The 18,010-nt window shown below is 58.1% G+C and carries 15 protein-coding genes and 1 pseudogene; 7 read left to right on the top strand and 9 right to left on the bottom strand.

All coding sequences use genetic code 11. The features are described 5' to 3' along the window. Positions 1-90: 90 nt before the first annotated feature. On the bottom strand, positions 91-1,077 hold the full coding sequence (locus RO22_RS15670; protein ID WP_052475657.1) for a LacI family DNA-binding transcriptional regulator: 987 nt from the start codon (positions 1,075-1,077) through the stop codon (positions 91-93). A 355-nt stretch (positions 1,078-1,432) separates the two neighbouring features. On the opposite strand from RO22_RS15670, the gene RO22_RS15665 reads away from it, so the two are divergent. From RO22_RS15665 to RO22_RS15645, 5 genes are read left to right on the top strand one after another with little or no spacing between them, the layout of a single operon-like run. Continuing rightward, positions 1,433-2,365: a Bug family tripartite tricarboxylate transporter substrate binding protein gene (locus RO22_RS15665; protein ID WP_041158759.1), complete on the top strand. Its 933-nt coding sequence runs from the start codon at positions 1,433-1,435 to the stop codon at positions 2,363-2,365. A gap of 37 nt (positions 2,366-2,402) precedes the next feature. Then, entirely contained in the window at positions 2,403-2,840 is a 438-nt protein-coding gene (locus RO22_RS15660; protein ID WP_041158758.1) for a tripartite tricarboxylate transporter TctB family protein, read from the top strand. A gap of 1 nt (position 2,841) precedes the next feature. Further along, positions 2,842-4,362: a tripartite tricarboxylate transporter permease gene (locus RO22_RS15655; protein WP_041158757.1), complete on the top strand. Its 1,521-nt coding sequence runs from the start codon at positions 2,842-2,844 to the stop codon at positions 4,360-4,362. 33 nt (positions 4,363-4,395) lie between these two features. Then, positions 4,396-5,541 (top strand): mandelate racemase/muconate lactonizing enzyme family protein, encoded by a 1,146-nt coding sequence (locus tag RO22_RS15650; RefSeq protein WP_041158756.1) that lies wholly within the window; start codon positions 4,396-4,398, stop codon positions 5,539-5,541. 31 nt (positions 5,542-5,572) lie between these two features. After that, positions 5,573-7,369 carry an alkaline phosphatase family protein gene (locus RO22_RS15645; RefSeq protein WP_041158755.1) on the top strand — a complete coding sequence of 599 codons (1,797 nt, stop codon included), beginning with the start codon at positions 5,573-5,575 and terminating at the stop codon, positions 7,367-7,369. An 86-nt stretch (positions 7,370-7,455) separates the two neighbouring features. On the opposite strand, the gene RO22_RS15640 is transcribed toward RO22_RS15645, so the two are convergent. From RO22_RS15640 to hemP, 7 genes and pseudogenes are all read right to left on the bottom strand, one after another. Beyond that, entirely contained in the window at positions 7,456-7,833 is a 378-nt protein-coding gene (locus tag RO22_RS15640) for a YbaN family protein (RefSeq protein WP_041158754.1), read from the bottom strand. Positions 7,834-7,944: 111 nt separating this feature from the next. After that, positions 7,945-8,646: pseudogene (locus RO22_RS15635) on the bottom strand (ATP-binding cassette domain-containing protein); the annotation flags it as partial. A gap of 53 nt (positions 8,647-8,699) precedes the next feature. Continuing rightward, on the bottom strand, positions 8,700-9,740 hold the full coding sequence (locus RO22_RS15630; RefSeq protein WP_052475656.1) for a FecCD family ABC transporter permease: 1,041 nt from the start codon (positions 9,738-9,740) through the stop codon (positions 8,700-8,702). Next, a complete protein-coding gene (locus tag RO22_RS15625; RefSeq protein ID WP_052475655.1) occupies positions 9,737-10,660 on the bottom strand; it encodes a hemin ABC transporter substrate-binding protein in 924 nt (307 codons plus the stop codon). The genes RO22_RS15630 and RO22_RS15625 overlap by 4 nt, the downstream gene beginning before the upstream one ends. Next, entirely contained in the window at positions 10,657-11,712 is a 1,056-nt protein-coding gene (locus tag RO22_RS15620; RefSeq protein ID WP_041158752.1) for a ChuX/HutX family heme-like substrate-binding protein, read from the bottom strand. Before RO22_RS15620 ends, RO22_RS15625 begins: the two co-directional genes overlap by 4 nt. A 31-nt stretch (positions 11,713-11,743) precedes the next feature. Further along, complete coding sequence (locus tag RO22_RS15615; RefSeq protein ID WP_041158751.1) at positions 11,744-13,720, bottom strand: TonB-dependent receptor domain-containing protein; 1,977 nt, start codon at positions 13,718-13,720, stop codon at positions 11,744-11,746. Positions 13,721-13,839: 119 nt separating this feature from the next. Beyond that, positions 13,840-14,022: a hemin uptake protein HemP gene (gene hemP / locus RO22_RS15610; RefSeq protein WP_041158750.1), complete on the bottom strand. Its 183-nt coding sequence runs from the start codon at positions 14,020-14,022 to the stop codon at positions 13,840-13,842. Between the two features lie 210 nt (positions 14,023-14,232). Here hemP and RO22_RS15605 point away from each other — a divergent pair, with 210 nt between their 5' ends. Continuing rightward, on the top strand, positions 14,233-16,368 hold the full coding sequence (locus tag RO22_RS15605) for a PhoX family protein (protein ID WP_041158749.1): 2,136 nt from the start codon (positions 14,233-14,235) through the stop codon (positions 16,366-16,368). 108 nt (positions 16,369-16,476) lie between these two features. Here RO22_RS15605 and RO22_RS15600 read toward each other — a convergent pair whose 3' ends face one another. Beyond that, entirely contained in the window at positions 16,477-16,812 is a 336-nt protein-coding gene (locus RO22_RS15600; protein WP_041158748.1) for a hypothetical protein, read from the bottom strand. A gap of 187 nt (positions 16,813-16,999) precedes the next feature. Here RO22_RS15600 and RO22_RS15595 point away from each other — a divergent pair, with 187 nt between their 5' ends. Then, entirely contained in the window at positions 17,000-17,893 is an 894-nt protein-coding gene (locus tag RO22_RS15595; RefSeq protein ID WP_041158747.1) for a LysR substrate-binding domain-containing protein, read from the top strand. The last annotated feature ends 117 nt before the right edge of the window (positions 17,894-18,010 follow it).

The raw sequence follows: 18,010 nt of genomic DNA, 5'->3' as shown, positions 1-18,010 counted from the left end.
GTCGTCGTGGGTGTGGATAACGGTATTGCTATGATCTAACTGATCGGCAGTCCAGTAGGCCGTCTGTTTGTTCAGGCAAAACACTATATTTCAAGCGCTCTCTCGAATGATGAGTCTTACGCCTAGATCTACTCTCGTGTCCATATTTGCTGTGTCATCGCCTTTGAGACGTTCGAGTAACAACCGGGCGATATGCGTGCCGATCTCTTGCCGTGGGGGATCCACCGTGGTCATTGGCGGCACTGTGCTGTCAGTGAAGTCTTGGTTGCCGAATCCCACAATAGCCAAGCGCTCGGGTATCGACCAGCCTTGTCGTTGGCATTCAAGCATTGCGCCTAGGGCGACCATGTCATTGGAGCAGAACACTGCTTGAATCTCAGGATGGTCGTTGACAAGAGTGCATAGCAATTGGCCAGCCTCTGCGGTATTACTTCGCCCGGTAAGTTCTCGAACTAGCACCGAGCCGCCAGCGGCGGCGATCGCGTCGTGAAAGCCTAGATAACGCTCGTTAGCACGGATGTCGCGCTGGAAGTTGGTGCTCAAAAAAGCCATGTGCTGATATCCGCTACGCATGAGGTGTTCCGCCACCAGTCGCCCACAAGTGCGGTGCGAAAAGCCCACAACCATGTCCAATCCTTCCTGACCGTAATCCCACATTTCAATGATTGGAATATCGCTATTGCTCAGCAGTGAGACTGACTTTCGGCTATGCGAAAAACCAGTTAGTACGAGTCCCGAAGGATTCCAGCTTAGGATTGAGCGGATCAGTTCCTCCTCACGCGATGCATCGAACTCGGTGTTGCCTATTAATAGTTGATAGCCGGCTGCGCGAAGGTTTCTTTCCAGAGTCTCAAGGGTCTCCGAAAAGAAGGAGAAGGTAATCGTAGGAACGATCACACCAATGATATTGGAGCGCGATGAGGCCAAACCACCAGCCATCGTATTGGGTAGATAGCTCAGCTTATCAATTGCTGTTTGGATCCGCTCGGCCCTACGAGAAGAGACCTCATCGGGACGACGCAAATACAGCGATACGGTACTTGGAGAAACATCCGCGAGCTGTGCGACTTCGCTCATGGTGGCTCGTTGTGAACTTCGTTTGCGTTTTTTCACTTTCCCTCTCTACCCGTTTTTTTGAAACAGATCCTTGCATGCTTTCGATTAGGCTGAACAGTTATTCCACAGCGTTGAATTCATAATTGATCATGCTGAATAAAGCACGTGCCGGTAGCGGTATTAGCGCAGACCTTGAGTGATAACCCGATAGCTAGCTATTCGACCAATGGACAATCATTTCATCATTGACCTCTCATATCGTAGCGCTACGATTAAGGCGTGGAAAGTACATCAATGACATAAACTGATGGTCAATTCAAAATCAAAGCATCAGACATGCAAAATTTCGTAGCGATACGAAAAGGAGATTACAATAATGAAGCCTATACGCCACTCTCTGGCTCTGATGGTTCTCGTCGGGGCCTCACATGCCGCTCAAGCCCAAGAGACCTTAGAAATTGTTGTCCCATTCGCGGCGGGCGGCGCCACGGATATTGTCGCACGCAGTTTCGAACCGATTTTCTCTGAGAAGCTTGGTGTCACCTCTGTGATACGTAACCTTGCTGGCGCCAGCGCCACGGTAGGCACCAGCGAGGTCGCCAAAAGTGAAGGCAATCCCAATATTATCGGTTACGAACCGGCTGGCGCACTCAGCATTCAACCCTCATTGAAAAACCTTCCCTACGGGCAGGAAAGCTTCACTTATGTTTGCCGAACCACGTCCAACCCGATGTTTCTGATGGTGTCTAAGTCGTCTGACATCGAAAACTTCGACCAGCTTGTTGCTGCCTCTCAGGAGCAGCCGCTGCTCTATGGCTCTTCAGGCCCAGGCACTTTGCCGCATTTGGCACTGGCAGCACTGGTGATCAACAGCGAACTTCAGGCCGAGCATGTGCCCTATAGCGGATCCGGCCCGGCGATGAATGCGCTGGCGGGCAACGAGATCCAAGTCATGGCCGATACCGAGACCATTCTCGGAAACTATGACCTCCGCCCCTTAGCCGTTTTCTCGGAGCAACGCCTGGAAGGCTACGACGATGTGCCGACCATCGGCGAACTCGAGGGTGTGCCGGACATGGACTTCTCCGTTTGGCAGGGTGTCGTGGCGCCCAAGGGCATCAGCCAGGAGCGTGCCGAACAGTTTACTCAGGCGTGCAAGGCCACCATGGAGTCCGATGAGTTCAAGAGCTTTGCCGAACGGGCCAACGTCAACATCGCCTACCTAGGGCCGGACGACTTCGAGTCGTTCGTGAAGGAACGCTTCGAGGCCAACAAGCAGGTGCTGCGTGATGCAGGCCTGCTTGATTGAAACGACCAAGGCATGACGATTTAGCGAGGTAAGCATCATGGTTGCGAGATTGGCCCACCCCAGGGTGTTGCTGGCTCTGGGACTGTTCCTGATCGGTGTCGTGCTAGCGTTCCATGCCTGGGGCGGTCCCTCGGATGCCATGCTGGTTCCGCGCATTGTCCTGACCTTGTGGTGCGTGATCGCCTTGGCGATCACGCTCGTCGAGCTTTCACGGGTATCGGGGCTGGGCAGCGGGTCGCTGTCGACACTCCCTGTATTGATGGCGGCCGTACTCATCGCTGCCATCGCCGTGGCGAGCCTGGGGTTTCTGATCCCCTCGCTGCCACTCGTCGCCCTGACCCTCTGGATGTTTCGCCTGCGTCGCCCACTGCCGTTGGCGGTGGGTACGCTGGTGATCGCCGGTGGCCTGTGGTTCCTGTTTCACCATGTGTTGCTGATTCGATTGCCGACACTCTTAAACAGCGGAGCGCTGTGACATGGATATCATTCTTGCCGCGGTGAGCGATGCCTTCACTTGGCAGGCTTTACTCGCCATCGTCATCGGTACCTGGGCGGGGATAATCATCGGTGGGCTTCCGGGTCTCGGGTCGGTGGTGGGGCTGACAATCTTTCTTCCCTTCACGTTCGGGATGTCCACCATTACCAGCATGGCGCTGTTGATCGGTGTCTACTGCGGTTCCGTTTACGGCGGCTCGATTACCGCCATTCTGATCAACACCCCCGGCACGCCCCAGTCGGCGGCGACCACCTTCGATGGCTACCCCATGACCCAGCAGGGGCGCGTCGACGAGGCGCTGGGCTGGGCGACCTTCGCGTCCTTCTTCGGCGGCATACTTTCATGCGTGATACTGATTTTTTGCGCGCCGCAACTCGCCAAGTTCGCCGTCAACTTCGGTTCGATAGAAGTCTTCGCGCTCATCTGCCTGGCGATGATGTGCATCGTGGGCGTGTCCAAGGGTAGCGTCATGAAGGGGCTGGTTTGCGGTATGATCGGCTTCTTCCTTTCCATGGTGGGCTCGGATCCCATTACTGGTGCCGACCGCTTCACCTTTGGCAGCTATGCCCTGTCTTCGGGGCTGACGCTGATTCCGGTAGTGGTTGGTGCATTTGCACTCTCGGAAATCTTCGTGCGCTTTGCCACGCGAGACGATCCCGGTGCGAAGATCCCTGAGGCCACCTTACGCTTTCCCAAGCTCGGTGAGTGGTTAAAGCGCTTGGTCGAGTTGGTGCGTGGCTCGTTGATCGGCAGCTTTATCGGCGCACTGCCGGGCACCGGGGCAGCCGCTGCTGCATTCATCAGCTATGCCACGGCGCAAAAGCTCTCCCCACGCCGCCATCGCCTGGGCAAGGGCGAGCCGGATGGCATCATTGCTTCAGAGTCGTCCAACAACGCGGTGACCGGAAGCTCGTTCATTCCTACGCTGGCGCTAGGCATTCCCGGAGATGTCGTCACGGCGATGATGATGGGCGCGATGGTGATCCATGGCATCACGCCGGGTGTGAGATTGATGGTCGATCAAGCACAGACGGTTTATTCCCTGTTCGTTGTGCTGATCATCGTCAACGTCGCCATGCTGATCCTGAGCAAACCCTCCATTGGCCTGTTTCGCTACCTGTTCCGGCTGCACCAGGGCTACATCATGGCCGCCATCGTGATCTTCAGCTTCATCGGTGCCGCGACGGTGCGCGGCAACCCGCTCGATCTGGTGGTGGCCGCTATGACCGGCATCCTGGCTTACGCCCTGCGCCGCGCTGATTATCCGATGGCACCGCTTGTAATTGGTATGGTGCTGGGCCCAGAGCTGGAAAGCTCCTTGCGTCGCGGTCTGCTGATCAAACGCGGCGACTTCCTGGATTTTTTCACCCATAGCGGGATTTCCATGACGCTGTTTTCGTTGCTCGCACTGTTCATCGTTTGGACCGTGTGGTCGAGCATCGTCCAGCAGCGCCAGGCATCGACCGCCCCCGGGCATGCCGAGAGCGACTCAGCCAAGTAAGGCCCTTTTCGAATTCGTTACTGGATACGCCACATGATCATTACCGATATCAAGACACACGTGCTTTCCGCCCCGCTCGAACAGCCCTTCGCCTTCTCGCAAGGGTGGGTTCAACAGCGCACCGCCATGCTGGTTGAGGTTCATACAGAAGATGGTCTGATCGGCTGGGGTGAGTCGATCAATCATGGCCTTCAGCCGCCGCAGGTCGCCCAGGCCGTCGTGGAGTATGCTCTAAAACCTTTGCTAATTGGTCGCTCGGTGTTCGATCACGAGGTGCTTTGGGAAGAGATGTATAACCACACTCGGCCCTATGGGCAGAAAGGGGCAGCGCTGTTTGGCATAGCAGCGATAGACATTGCCCTATGGGATCTTTTCGGCAAAGCGTTGGGACAGCCGATTCATCGGCTCATGGGCGGCGCGTTTCGGCGAGAGATCCGCCCCTATGCGACCGGATTCTATCGTCGCAAAGACGGGTGCTACCCCGAGGATATCGTGGAAGAGGCATTGCGCCACCAAGCCAACGGCTATCGGGCGATGAAGATCAAGACTGGTTTCGGTGTCGATTCGGACATTCGCGACATGCGCGCCGTGAGAGAAGCGGTCGGTGACGACGTCCAGCTGATGATGGATGCCAACTGCGCCTATAACGTGCCGGCGGCACGTCGCATCCTCATGGAACTCGAAGATACGCGGGTGCACTTCTTCGAGGAACCGCTCAGCCCCGAGAACCGTCATGGTTACCGCGAACTCAAGGGTGTGTCGCGCACTTACGTGGCTGCTGGTGAGAATGAATATACCAAGTTTGGCTATCGTGAGCTGATCAGCGAGGGGGCGCTGGATATTATCCAGCCTGATCTAGGAGCCGCCGGCGGATTCACTGAGTGCCGCAAGATTGCCGCGCTTGCCCAGGCCTGGCACGTGCCGCTAATTCCACACGTGTGGGGCACCGGCATCGGCCTCGCCGCTGCCGTGCAATTCATTGCCACACTGCCGCCACAGCCGCTGTCACTAAACCCGGACGAGCCGATGCTCGAGTACGACCAATCAGCGCACCCCTTCCGTCAGGAACTGATTGGTGGTGAATTCGCGCTCAACGCACGGGGTTATGTTGAGATCCCCGACAAACCTGGGCTGGGTATCGAGATCGACCGAAATGTCATCGACCGTTATCGACTCTGAAGCACGCACGTTCTAGCCAAGGGAGCAATGTATGTACAACGCGAAAAAAGTATTGGTGTTGGGCGTCGACGGTCTGATTCCCGAGTTGGTCGATAGGTTTTGCCATGAAGGTGTACTGCCCCATATCGATCGATTGCGTCGCGAGGGTGGAACAACACGGCTAATGCCCTATATCTCGACATGGGGAGACACCAACTTCGTCAACTTCTTGACCGGGCAGGCACCAGGGAACAGCTGGGTGGGGCAGTGCATCTCTCCCAGCGGTACGCGACACTTGTTGGAATTGATGACCGAAGCGGGACAAAATTGTGCGCTGGTGCACTTCCCCGAGTCTCTCAAGCCCACCGGCAAGAACGATCTCTGCCTAGCGCCGTTCTGGAGCGGCAAAGGTCCGGCCCCCATGGAGATGGCCCCGGCCGGCGTGCATAGCACGGATCTTTCCCAGTGGCCCGACGTTGCCCAGAACGAGGCGCTGGGCTGGCCACCCAGCGGTAGCCTGGCCCATCACCAGAAGCACAACCGCCACGCAATCGAGCGCTCGGAGGCTGGCTATCACGCCGTTATCCGGCTCAATGCCGGCGATAGCCTGGCAGTGACCTTGAGCCCAGTGGCCGACACGCGGCTCCAACTGACACTAAACGAGCGCGCGGTGACACTGGGAGTAGGCGAATGGAGCGACTGGTTGCCCGTCGAGGCCGGAGACGAGCGGGGGCATGTGCGCTTCAAGCTGCTGGCCTACGATGCCGAGCGGAGGCATGTGGATCTGCTGCAATCACAGATCACCATGCCCGAACGGCTGGGCAACCACCTGGCCCTGGCCGAGAAGCTGACACAACGCCACGGGCCATTCATCTCCAAGTGGACTGTGTCAGCGGATCCCGACACGCCCTATTTCGAGACCAGCTTCGAAGAGGGCCGCTACCAACTGGATTGGCTCGTCGATAGTGCCCTGACCTTGCTGAACGAGGAGGACTTCCACCTGTTTGCCACGGTGTTCCGTCTCAATGACGAAACCCATCATACCTGTCTGGCCTATTGCGACCCGGAATCTCCATTCTTCACTTCCGATGGACAGGAACGTTACTTGAACACCATCCGAACTGCGTACCAAGTGCTCGACGATGCAGTGGGTCGCCTGCTGGCTGGGCGCCGCGAGGACACCGTGATCGTGCTCGCTTCGGATCATGGCGACGTGCCGAACCATTACCTGTGTGATATCCACCGGCGACTGGCCTCGTTCGGGCTCTGTACACTCGATGAAAATGGCCGACCAATACGTCAGCGTAGCCAGGCCTTCCTCAAGGATGAACGCGGCGGCCTGGAGGTCTTTGTCAATCGAGACATCCTGGACGAGGGAATCGTTTCCGAGGCTGATGTGGCCGAGGTGCAGACACGAATCCTCAAGGCGTTGAGCACGTGGTATATCGATACCCCGCAAGGTGAGCGTAACGTGGTCGCTTTCGCCCTCAAGAAACAGGATGCCAGTGTACTGGGGTACTGGGGTGACAACGCCGGAGATGTGCTGTTCGCCTACGCTTCCGGGTTCGTATGGGGTGTCAACAGACGTGGCGATACCGTGGCTGCCGTTGAAAGTGCCGGAGCCAACCATGGCCCTCAGGTACCGTCCGCCAGCACCGCATTCGCCTCCAATCATGGTTTGGCGATCCTGCACGGTGAGGGAATACTGCCCGGCTCCAGGTTGCCCTTCAATACCCAACGCGGCATCCAGCGAATGGACAATGCCGGGGCCACGTTCGCACGCCTGCTGGGGCTAGACACCGCCACCCTCGATGGCATGCCGCTGAATGCGCTATTAAACGAAGATTAGATAGCTGGCCGCTGCCGCGAAATGTTAGGTGTTAACAGCGCAGAATTTTGCAACGTTAAAGCCGTGTTAGCCACCACTGCCAAGCTTTACTCATTAGAAGACGAAGGCTCTGGCCGGGTGGCCAGCCAAACGGCAATCAGCATTAGTAAAGTGATCACTCCCCAGCGTGTCCAGCCGGGGCCGAGTGACCAAGCCGTGATCAGTGCACTCAACGCTATTATGCTAACAGCCGCCAACTTAGCGCGCCGGGGGATGGCGCGCTCTTGCTCCCAGGTAACCAGCAGTGGCCCGACATAGTGGCGGGAGCGGATCCAGGCCTCAAAGCGCGGTGAGCCTTTGGAGGCACAGTAAACAGCCATTAGCATAAACACGGTGGTCGGCAGCAGGGGCAGAAAAATGCCTAATACACCGATGCTAAAACTCATCCCTGCCAACACGACCCACATGAGGCTGATCAGTCTCATTCTTGCTCCCCAATTAGCGCGCGGTGATGCATATATTGCCCGTTACGTATGGATAAGTATGGACTTATATGAGGGCTTTGCCACTCGACTCGTTGGCTGCTGAAAGCTGTCTTAAGGCGTCAGGACGAGCAGGGGCTTGCCATGGGGGCCGCCCTCAATGTGCTGAAGTTCGGCTGCATAAATCTTCGCAATGGTCGCAGGGTTGAGCACCTGGTTGGGTAGGCCGTGGTCAATACGCTGCCCTTGATGCAGCAACCATACCCGGTCAGCGTAGGTGCTGGCGAGATTAAGGTCGTGGAGCACGCAAACAATCGCCATGCGGTGCTGCGCGGCCCAACCGCGTAGCTGGCGCATCAGGCGCTGTTGCTGGCCGATATCCAAGGCGCTGGTCGGCTCATCCAGCAATAAAATACCACCATCCTTGGCGGTGGGAGAACACCTTGAGAGTAGCTGGCAGGCGCCTCGTGCGATCATCACCCGCTGGCGTTCGCCACCGGAAAGCGAGAGTACGCTGCGCTTGGCGAGGTGGGTTAGATCCAGGTCGTCCAGTAGCGCTGCTACTAGTGGTTTGGCCGGGTTACTACCTAGACTCAACAGTTCGTCGGTTTGCCAGTCAAAGCCGGGGAGCTCCTGCTGGGCGACCAGCGCCCGGCGATTGGCAAGCTCGGCGATGGGCCATTCGCGCAAGGGTTTGCCATCCAGATGTAGCTCGCCCTGCTCGGCAGGGCGAAAGCCTGACAGCATGCTGAGTAGCGTGCTCTTGCCCGCGCCGTTGGGGCCGACAATGGCAAGTAGCTCGCCAGGGCGAATTGTGCCGTCTAGTGGGGCGATAGCGGGGGTGGTGGTTAAACCAGCCTGATGGAGCGTTAGCATGCTCGGTTCCTGCGCATCAGTAGGTACAGGAAGTAGGGGCCACCGAGCAGGCTAGTCAGCAGACCCACGGGGATTTCTGCCGGGGCAGCGACGGTGCGGGCTAGCGTATCAGCAACGACCAGAAGCAGCGCGCCGCCGAGCATTGAGGCGGGCAGCAGCAGCCGATGGCCAGGTCCTAACCAAAGCCGTAGGCAGTGGGGTACCAGCAGGCCCAAAAAGCCAATCACGCCCGTTAGCGCTACACACAGGCCTACGCCCAGCGAGGTCGCGACCACCACCCTGCGTTTTAAGCGGCTTGCATCCAGCCCCGCCGCATGGGCGGTCGCTTCGCCTAGCTGGAGCAGGTCAAGTTCACGAGCGCTACGCATTAACAGCCACAGGGCAACGGCAATGAGTACCAGGGCGAGCGCCGTGGTGCGCCACAGGGCGTTAGTCAGCGTGCCCATGCCCCATAAACTAAGCTGGCGAAGCTGCTCATCGCTGGCGATAAAGGCTAAAACCCCACCGCTAGCCCCGGCGAGAGTATTGATGGCCAAACCAGCCAGCAACAGGGTCATCACAGCGGCACTGCCGCCGCCTTGACGCTTGGCGATGCCAAAGACAATCAAACAGACGCATAAGGCGCCTAAAAAGCCTGCCGCAAACTGACCGTAAAGGCTGCCTGCGCTGCTGTCTTGAAAGAGCACAATCCACACTGCTACGAAAAGCCCAGCACCACTGGCAAGGCCGAGCAGGGTCGGGTCGGCCAGCGGGTTACGAAAAAGCCCCTGCATGGCGGCGCCGCTACCGGCAAGCATCGCTCCCACGGCCACGCCCAGCAGTAAGCGCGGCAGGCGCAGCTGCCACCACACCTGCACGCTGAGTGGATCGGCTTGGCCGCGGAGTACTCCCCAAGGGGAGATGCCCAGTGCGCCAGAGGAGGCCGCCCAGCCTAAAGCCAGTAGCAACGCAGCGGTTAATCCGACGAGAACGCGGGTAGTGCGGCTAACCGGCAGCCGCGCCCGGAAACGGTAAGTGTTAAAAATGGCTATCATGGGCTGAGCTGGGCGGTGCTGTTTTGAGCGGTACTGTTTTGGACAGAATTAGCCTGGGCGCTAGTCGGTGCGCCCAATAGCGCTTCAACGTCCTGGCGCAGGGCGAGTAGCTGATCGGGCGTGCGCGGGCCAAAGCCAAGCAGCGCTTGGTCATCAATGACAATCAGCTGTTGCTCTCGGCCTGCGGGGGTTAACGCCATACCGGGTAACTGCCATAGCGCGGCTTCGCCACCCATTGCCGCCAGGCCCCGCTCGGAGACAACCACAACCTCCGGCGCTTGCCGGGCCAGGGCTTCGGCGCCCACGCTGTGGTAGCCCTGCATCGCGGCGAAGGCATTGGTCAGGCCCACCGCTTCGAGCGCGCTATGCGCTGCGGTATCTCTGCCCGCCGCCCGAGGTGTTAAGCCGCTATGCTGCATGATAAACATAGCGCTGGTCGGGGGTAGGGGAGGCAGGTTGGCTAGCCGGTCAAGTTTCTCATCCAAAGCGTCTGCCAATGCCCCTGCTGCGTCACTGCGATCAGTTAATTGGCCGACGGCGCGGACTTTATCGGCAATGGCATCAAGGGTTGGCGGGGCGTTAATAGTGGCGACGTCGACCCCCACCGACTCAAGCTGCGCCAGCACTTCCTTGGGGCCTGCGTGCCCGGCGGCTAACACCTGGTCAGGTTTTACAGACAGGACGCTTTCAGCGGAGAGCTGGCGCAGGTAACCCACCGATGGCAGCGCCGCCATGGCGGGGGGATGCACCACCGTGTCATCCCGAGCGATAACGTTGATATCGGCATCCAAGGCGGCCAGGGTTTCCGCGATATCGCCACCAAGCACCACCCAGCGTTCGCTGGCCAATGCGGCCCCGGTGGTTAGCCACCCCATCAGCAGTACTGCCAGTGAGCGGCGCATCAGGCGTTTTGCGTTCATGCCACCGCCTCTTGGCTGCCGAGTTCATCCAGCAATTGCCGCCACTCGCGACGCTCAACGCGGCCTTCCTGGCGTTCCGCGTAAAGTTGCAGCACTAGCGAGCCTTCGGCATCGAAGGCTTCAATGCTGGTCACGCCGCCGTCTCGGTTGGGCTTGCTGACTTGCCATACTTGGTCAATCGCAGTGTCATCAAGGTGCAGGGTGAACTGCTCGCCAAATAGATTCAGCCAGCCGTGGGCGCGTTGAGGGGTGGGCAATGTGCCGGTGCGGATCTGCACGCAGCCGGGGCTAGCGACAAACAGCATCAACGGCAGCGCGCGAAGGCTGGCGTGCTGAAGCACCGTTTCCAGGGCATTGACGGGCAGCGTTTGGGTATAGCGTCCCTCCATTAACTGGTTGGCCTCAATACGCTCCAGATGATGGCGCTGGAGGAGGGAAAAGAACTGGTGCACATCGCGCATCGCGCCCCACTCGCTAGCGAGGGTCGGCGCTTCGGGCAGTGGGCGCTTCAAGCGAGGCATGCTCTGGGTAAACGCTGGCGTATCCCGAGTGCCCAAGGCCGCTAAGGCACCCCAGGGACGCGGCAGTGGGTTCTCCAGGGCAAAGCATTTGTGAACGGCGCAGCCATGTTGATTGAATATCTGCAGGCTCCAGCGCCACTGCGCCTCTTGAGTACTGGTGGCAGGCATAGAATCACGAATCAGGCAGGCCCAGTGCCAGCTCGTATAGAGCAAGCGTAGATCCAGGCCACCTGGGTCGAGTAACAGGCCTGTTTGTGGCCCGCCGCTAAGTTTAGGGTAGTCGCCGGTTTGCTCTAGCACGGCCAGCCGGGAACGGGTCAACGCTTTAACCCGCCCCAGTTGGGGCAGGTAGGCGGCGATATCGCTGGGCGAGAGCGGCAGCGTCCATACGTCGCGCCCTAAACGAGCGGCCTGCAGCTCGCCTTCACTGATCGATAAGCGTTCGGCAATCTCAATCGCAGGTAGCCGCGGCTGCGCGGCGCGCGCCGCGTCAAAGGCTTCGATAATCGCGATCTGTTGGGATGTAATCATGACGCACCTCTATCGGGTTGACTGCGTGGATTTACCACTGCCAGTTGAGGGTGGCGAACAGGCTGCGCCCATCGCCCAGGCTGCCGTCGGGGCGGTACCACACCTTGTCGCCAATATTGGCAAGGCGCAGCGAGGTATCCACGGCCGGGGTGATTTGCCAAGCGAGATGCACATCGTGCAACCCATAGCCGGGCAGGCGCTCGTCATCGCCCTGCTTATCGAAAGATTGGGCAAAACGCGCTTGCCAGCCCAGGCGGATATCGCTGTTATACAGAACCACCTCGCTTCCCAGGGTGGCTTCCAACGGTGTTTGACTGCCTAGGGGCTCGCCAGAATCGCGGTCTTTACCGGAGACTTCCGAAAGACCCACAAAGCTTGTAAGAAGCGGGAAGGCGCTGGGCTGCCAGGTCACCCGGGCGTCATAGCCCCATAGCTGGGCGCGCTGAACGTTCACTGCCTGGGTGGTGCCCGCCATGATGTCGACGTGGGTGTCGATAAAATCGTCGGCGCGAGTATCGAAGTAGCTGGCACGAACCTGCCAGTCGCCCTGATGCCAGACCACGCCGCTTTCCCAGGTGTGGCTAGATTCAGGCGAGAGACTAGGGTTGGGAATCCAGTAATTGTCCGGTGTGCAGAAGGCTGGCCCGGCGCAGAAACCGGCAAAGTGGCGCTCGTTGGCGTAAAGCTCGGATAGGCTAGGAGCGCGGAAGGCCTCAGCGTAGCCCGAAAACAGCATCAAGGCGTCATCGGGCCGCCAGGCAAGACGAAAGCGCGGTGACACTTGGTCGTGGACGCTATCGGATTCATTTTGGCCGCTGGCGTCGTAACGGTCGTAGCGGGCTCCCAGGCCAATATCAAACTGCCCGGCGCCGCCATCGGCTAAATAGCGCCCAGCGGTAAGAGTAGTGTCGAGATAGGCTGACTGGGTATCGATATCGGCTTTAGGAAAGCCATTCGCTTCGCCATCTGGCCGTTGGCGGGCCTGCTCCAATTCGGCGCCGAACACCAGCGTTTGCGAAAGCCAGCCGTGATCCATGGTGTGGAAGCCGTCGCTCTGAAGACCGGCCCGCTCTAGGGTACGGTTGGCCTGGGGCTCGTCGATATCCTGCTGGCTAAAGGTAAGCTGCGAGGTGACTTCGGTGGCAGCGCTGGGCTGCCAGCGGTGGCCCAACTGGACGTTGTTGCTTTCCATATCGCGATCGCGCAGCGGATTGCTGGCATCGGTTGAAAGCTGCTGTGGGTTGGCGGGCTGGGTGGCGCGTTCGTCGTAGTGCTGCCAGCTGATAAATAGCCGCTGGTCGTCGCTTGTCTCCCAACCGCCTTTTAGCAGCAGGCTATTGAGGGAGGCATCCTCTTCGGCTTCATCGCCCCCCGCGCGGCGAATATCGCCGGATTCACTGCGGCCGATTGAAAACAGGCCATCCACCTGGCCGTTGGCGGTATTGCGGCGGCCGAAGCCAGTCAGGCTCCCCCGCATTTCGTCGCTGGCCGTCGCACCGCCTACGGAAAGGCGTACGCCGCTATCTTCGCCGGGGGCAAGCAGGTCGTTGGCATTCACACTGGTGAAGCTGACGACACCGCCCATGGCATTGCTGCCGTATAAGCTGGAGAGCGCACCGCGTGCTATCTGTACTTCTTGAATCAAGCCAGGGTCGAGAAAGAAGTTACCGATGTGGCCGGTGGAGATATCCTGACGAACGCCATCCAAACGTACCAGCACACCTTTGCTGCCAAAACCGCGCATACTTAAGGTTTGGCCATTTCGGCGCCCTTGGCCAGCCACATGCAGGCCGGGTTGGCGGCTAAGCACGTCTTCAACCCGGCTGGCGGTGGCCAGCACAGCATCATCACGATCAATAATATCGATAATCAGTGGTGCCCGTGAAAGGTCCGTAGGTGCTCGGGTGCCGGTGACCGTCACTGGGTTAAGCTCGGCGTCGTCTGCTTGGGCGGTTAACAGTGGAAGCAGCGTTAAAAAGAGGCCACCAAAATCGCGTGTGTGGTTCATAAGCCAGAGATTTCCAACAGGGATAAGTGGAAGAGGTCGCTGGCTGGGTGCGATGGGCTACCTGGCTGGCTTTGCTGTATAAGTCTTTAAATTAATCAGGGGCTGAAATATTAAGAGCTTTAGGCGGTAAGAATTAACTTGCCGCTTTTAGTACGGCGCAACACATAGCGGCGCTGTTCATGGTGGATAACCAACTGGTCTGAGTTGCCAAGTAATTCTTTGCTATTCACCTCGTGGGCCACCTCGCGGGTCGTCGAGGCCGACGTATCTCCCTGGCCAGTGCCCTTAGCGGGTAACTGCATGAGAGAGTAACTCCTGTGTTAATGATAACTATTAGCGTTAATTTAGCAGAGTTGCAGACATCCCTCAATAGGGTTTGGGGAGTAAAAGTGACTAGCATTCGACCTTTCTTCATCTAAATGCAGGCGCTCCGTCATCGTGCTGTCATTAAGCTTCTTTAGTGTCTCGTAACGTTCAATCGTTGACCTACAAACGATCAGGGGGAGACTAAAATGAGTAAAGAGATCGAAGATCATCGCCTGTTTAACCACAGCGGCAACCAACCTTTCGCGGAAGTATTGGCGCGTCATGTATCCCGGCGTGATGTGATGCGCGGTGGTTTGAGCATGGCGGCTGCCTCGATGCTTAGTTTTGGTGGCGCTGCTCAAGCGCTTGCCTCAAGCAGCAGCCAAAAAACACCCCTGACACTGGCGTTTGAGGCGGTTCAAGGATCACGCACCGATGCCGTGGTGGTGCCGGAAGGTTATGTGGCCCAAGTCTTGGTGCCGTGGGGCACGCCGCTGAACCAAAATGTTACCTGGCAGCCTGAACAGCCGATGACCGCTGAGCGTCAGGCGGAGAGTGTGGGCATGCACCATGACGGCATGGCCGGTTTTGCCCTGGATACCGACAACGCCTCGCGCCGTTTTGTGCTGGCGCTCAACAATGAGTATATCGACCAAGCCGCGCTATGGGCGCCGCAAGGAGGCCCCACTAATGCGGATGAGGGCCAGCGGCCAGCAGCTGAGTCGCGCACTGAGATCAACGCTCACGGTGTCACCCTTGTTGAGGTCGAAAAGAACGCCAGCGGCCAATGGGCGCATGTGCCGGGTTCGCGTTATAACCGTCGCCTCACCAGTGCGACGGTGATGGAACTTTCCGGGCCAGTGGCGGGCAGTGACTACGTCAAAACGCGCTTTTCGCCTGAGGGTACCCAAACCCGTGGTACCAACAATAACTGTGGTAACGGGGTAACTCCCTGGGGCACCTATATTGCCTGTGAAGAGAACTGGCCCAATGTGTTCGTTAATCATGGCGAACGCTTCCAGGACGACGCGCGGATTGGTATTCCCACCGCTAAAAGCCGCTATGGTTGGGATACTTCGGCGGGAGACGCCTCTGAACAGAATGACGAATTTGCTCGCTTCGACATTACCCCGCGCGGCGAGCGTGCTGAAGATGATTATCGCAACGAAGCACGCACGTTCGGCTACCAGGTGGAGGTCGACCCCTATAGTGATGCATTGGCGGTTAAGCGTACGGCACTTGGCCGTTTCCGCCATGAAGGGTGTTGGTTAGGCAAGCTGGAAGCCGGTCAGCCAGTGGTTTACTACTCGGGGCACGATTCCCGCAACGAGTACGTATATAAATATGTTTCTGATGCTGCCTGGGATCCCGCCGATGCCAACCGCCCAGGTAAAGAGTACGATCGTCTTGCCATTGGCAACAAATATTTGGATAACGGCACCCTCTATGTGGCTCGTTTCCATGCCGATGGCAGCGGTGAGTGGCTACCGCTAACGCCTAGTGCTCAAACGCGCGATGGTCGCACGCTGGCGGCGGCGTTGGGGCTAGCCGACGACGATGCGGCAGGTATCATCATCAACACCTGCGATGCAGCGGATTTGTTGGGTGCCACGCCAATGGACCGCCCTGAGTGGGCTTCCGTCGATCCTGCCTCCGGCGAGGTGTATCTCACCCTAACCAATAACACTCAGCGTACCGCTGAAGAGACAACCCCAACTTACACTAATGACGGTGAGCATCTGGAACAAGTAGGTGTTGGTTACGATTTAGCGCCCACCAATGCCGCCAACCCTCGCGCCAATAACGAAGCAGGGCATATTATTCGCTGGCGCGAAAGCCGGTTGCCCAACGCCTTTACTTGGGAGGTGTTTGTGTTTGGCGCGGCCGCTGACGATGCCGATAATCACTCGGGCCTGACAGAAATGAATCAGTTCGCCAGCCCCGATGGGCTCTGGTTCGACGAGCGAGAGGACGGTCAGGGTATCCTCTGGATCCAAACCGATAACGGTTATGATGGAGTAACCGAGTACACCAACGACCAACTGCTTGCCGTGGTACCTAACGGGCTCGACGATATTCAAGGCACCGGCCCGGTGATTAACAGCAGCAACCAGCAGCAGCTGAAGCGCTTTGCGGTAGGGCCGAACGGCTGCGAAGTGACAGGTATTTTTGCCACGCCGGATAAAACCGCGCTGTTTATTAACATTCAGCACCCGGGTAACTGGCCCGCGGATGGTAGTGAGCTAGTGCAAGACGCCACTGTTGCAGCCAGCGGCCAAGTACGCCCTCGGGCGTCAACCGTTGTTATTCAAAAACGCGATGGCGGGCCGATAGGAGTTTAAAAGCAGGCGTTGAGCACAAAGCTTAGTAACTATATGAGATGCTTAAAACGCTATTAAGGGCTTCATTAAAAGCTTCGAACCTGGGAGAGGTTCGAAGCTTTTTTGATTCTAGGCCTGCTGAACTTGCCGCTTTTTCTGCCGGGCTTCTAGCGCGTGAATGGCATCGACCTTCAATGGGAGCTGGTTGGCCCAGAGAATATCTTCTCGACAATGGCCAATATCCAACAGTACGTGGTCATCGTAGGCTAGTAGCGGCAGTATATGGCGGCGGAAAAGCCAACGCCGCCGGTAACGCCACCAGGCCATATCGAGCGTACGAATTAACCTCATCGACGGCATGGCAGGCATGTAAAAATGCAGTGCTGGTGGCTTGGGCGGCGGCGCCAGTTGGCGAGCTTTTTCCCAGGCGTTATGGGCATGTTGGGCTGGGCATTCACATTTCATCGCGCACCTCCTTTTATTCACAACGGCTGTACAGTAATCGGCGCCAGGGCACCGACTGAACCGATGTGATCTGTGATTAATAAGTGGGAGGGTCGCGACCTCTGGTTATCAGCTTGGCGCTTTGCCTTGGATCAATCAAACGAAAAGATCTACACTGAGTGTTAAGATTTTCTGAAAGGTGGGCGTGATGAATCAACTATCGACCATGGCTCCTAGCCGGGCTGTCTTACCGCTACTGGATAGCGAGGTGCTGCGCACCTTTGTGACAATTGCGGAGAGCGGCAGCTTCACCCGCGCCGCCCAGCAGCTGTTTCGTACCCCTTCCGCGCTAAGCATGCAGATCAAACGCCTGGAAGAGATCCTCGGCCAGACGCTGTTTGTCCGCGAGGCGCGGCACGTACGCCTGACTGCTGAGGGGGAAGTGCTGCTGGGTTATGGGCGGCGGCTACTGAAACTCAATGCAGAAGCCGTGACCCAGTTTTTAGCCCCTACCATAGAGGGGCGTGTAGGGCTGGGGATAACGGATGACGTGGTAGGGCGTATTTTACCCACGGTACTCGCCCAGTTTGCTCGCTCGCACCCGGCGGTGCAGGTTGATGTCGAGGTGGGACGCAGCAAAGACCTGCTCGCCAGGTTGGACGAGGGCGAGCTTGATCTTGCCTTGGTGATGGCTGGAGGGCCTGGTCAGGCGACGCGGGGAGAGATCGTCCACAGCGAACCGCTAGTGTGGGCGGGCCGTGAGGATGGCGTTGCCGTGCAGCGAACGCCACTGCCTGTGACCCTGGCCCAGCAGGGGTGTGCGTGGCGCAGAATTACCCTTAATGCCCTTGATCAAGCGGGGATTGCTTACCGAATCGCTTACTCCTGCGACCACTGTGCCGGGCAGGAAGCTGCTATGCTGGCTGATCTGGCCGTGACGGCTTTTCCAAAAAGCTTGATTCGACCACCGCTCAAGCGTCTCCACAACGAGTCACTGCCACCGCTAGGGGATTATCAAGTAGCGCTGGTGAAGCGTGCAGGTAGTGGTGATGCCAGCGAAGTGTTGGCCGAACGCGTGGTGGAGGCGTTTCGTGAGGGGTGAGTGGTAATGAATTATCATTATCTTTTGAGCGGTAATGATTTTTTAGCGTGATGGTGCTAAAGATTACATGACCACACTCTTGCTTAGTGAGGCCATGTAATGGGGTAACGAAAGTGG

The sequence above is a fragment of the Halomonas sp. KHS3 genome, from assembly GCF_000830495.1.
Classification (GTDB): domain Bacteria; phylum Pseudomonadota; class Gammaproteobacteria; order Pseudomonadales; family Halomonadaceae; genus Vreelandella; species Vreelandella titanicae.
Note: the sequence above shows the minus strand (reverse complement) of the source record. Positions and strands in the feature narration are given on the sequence as shown.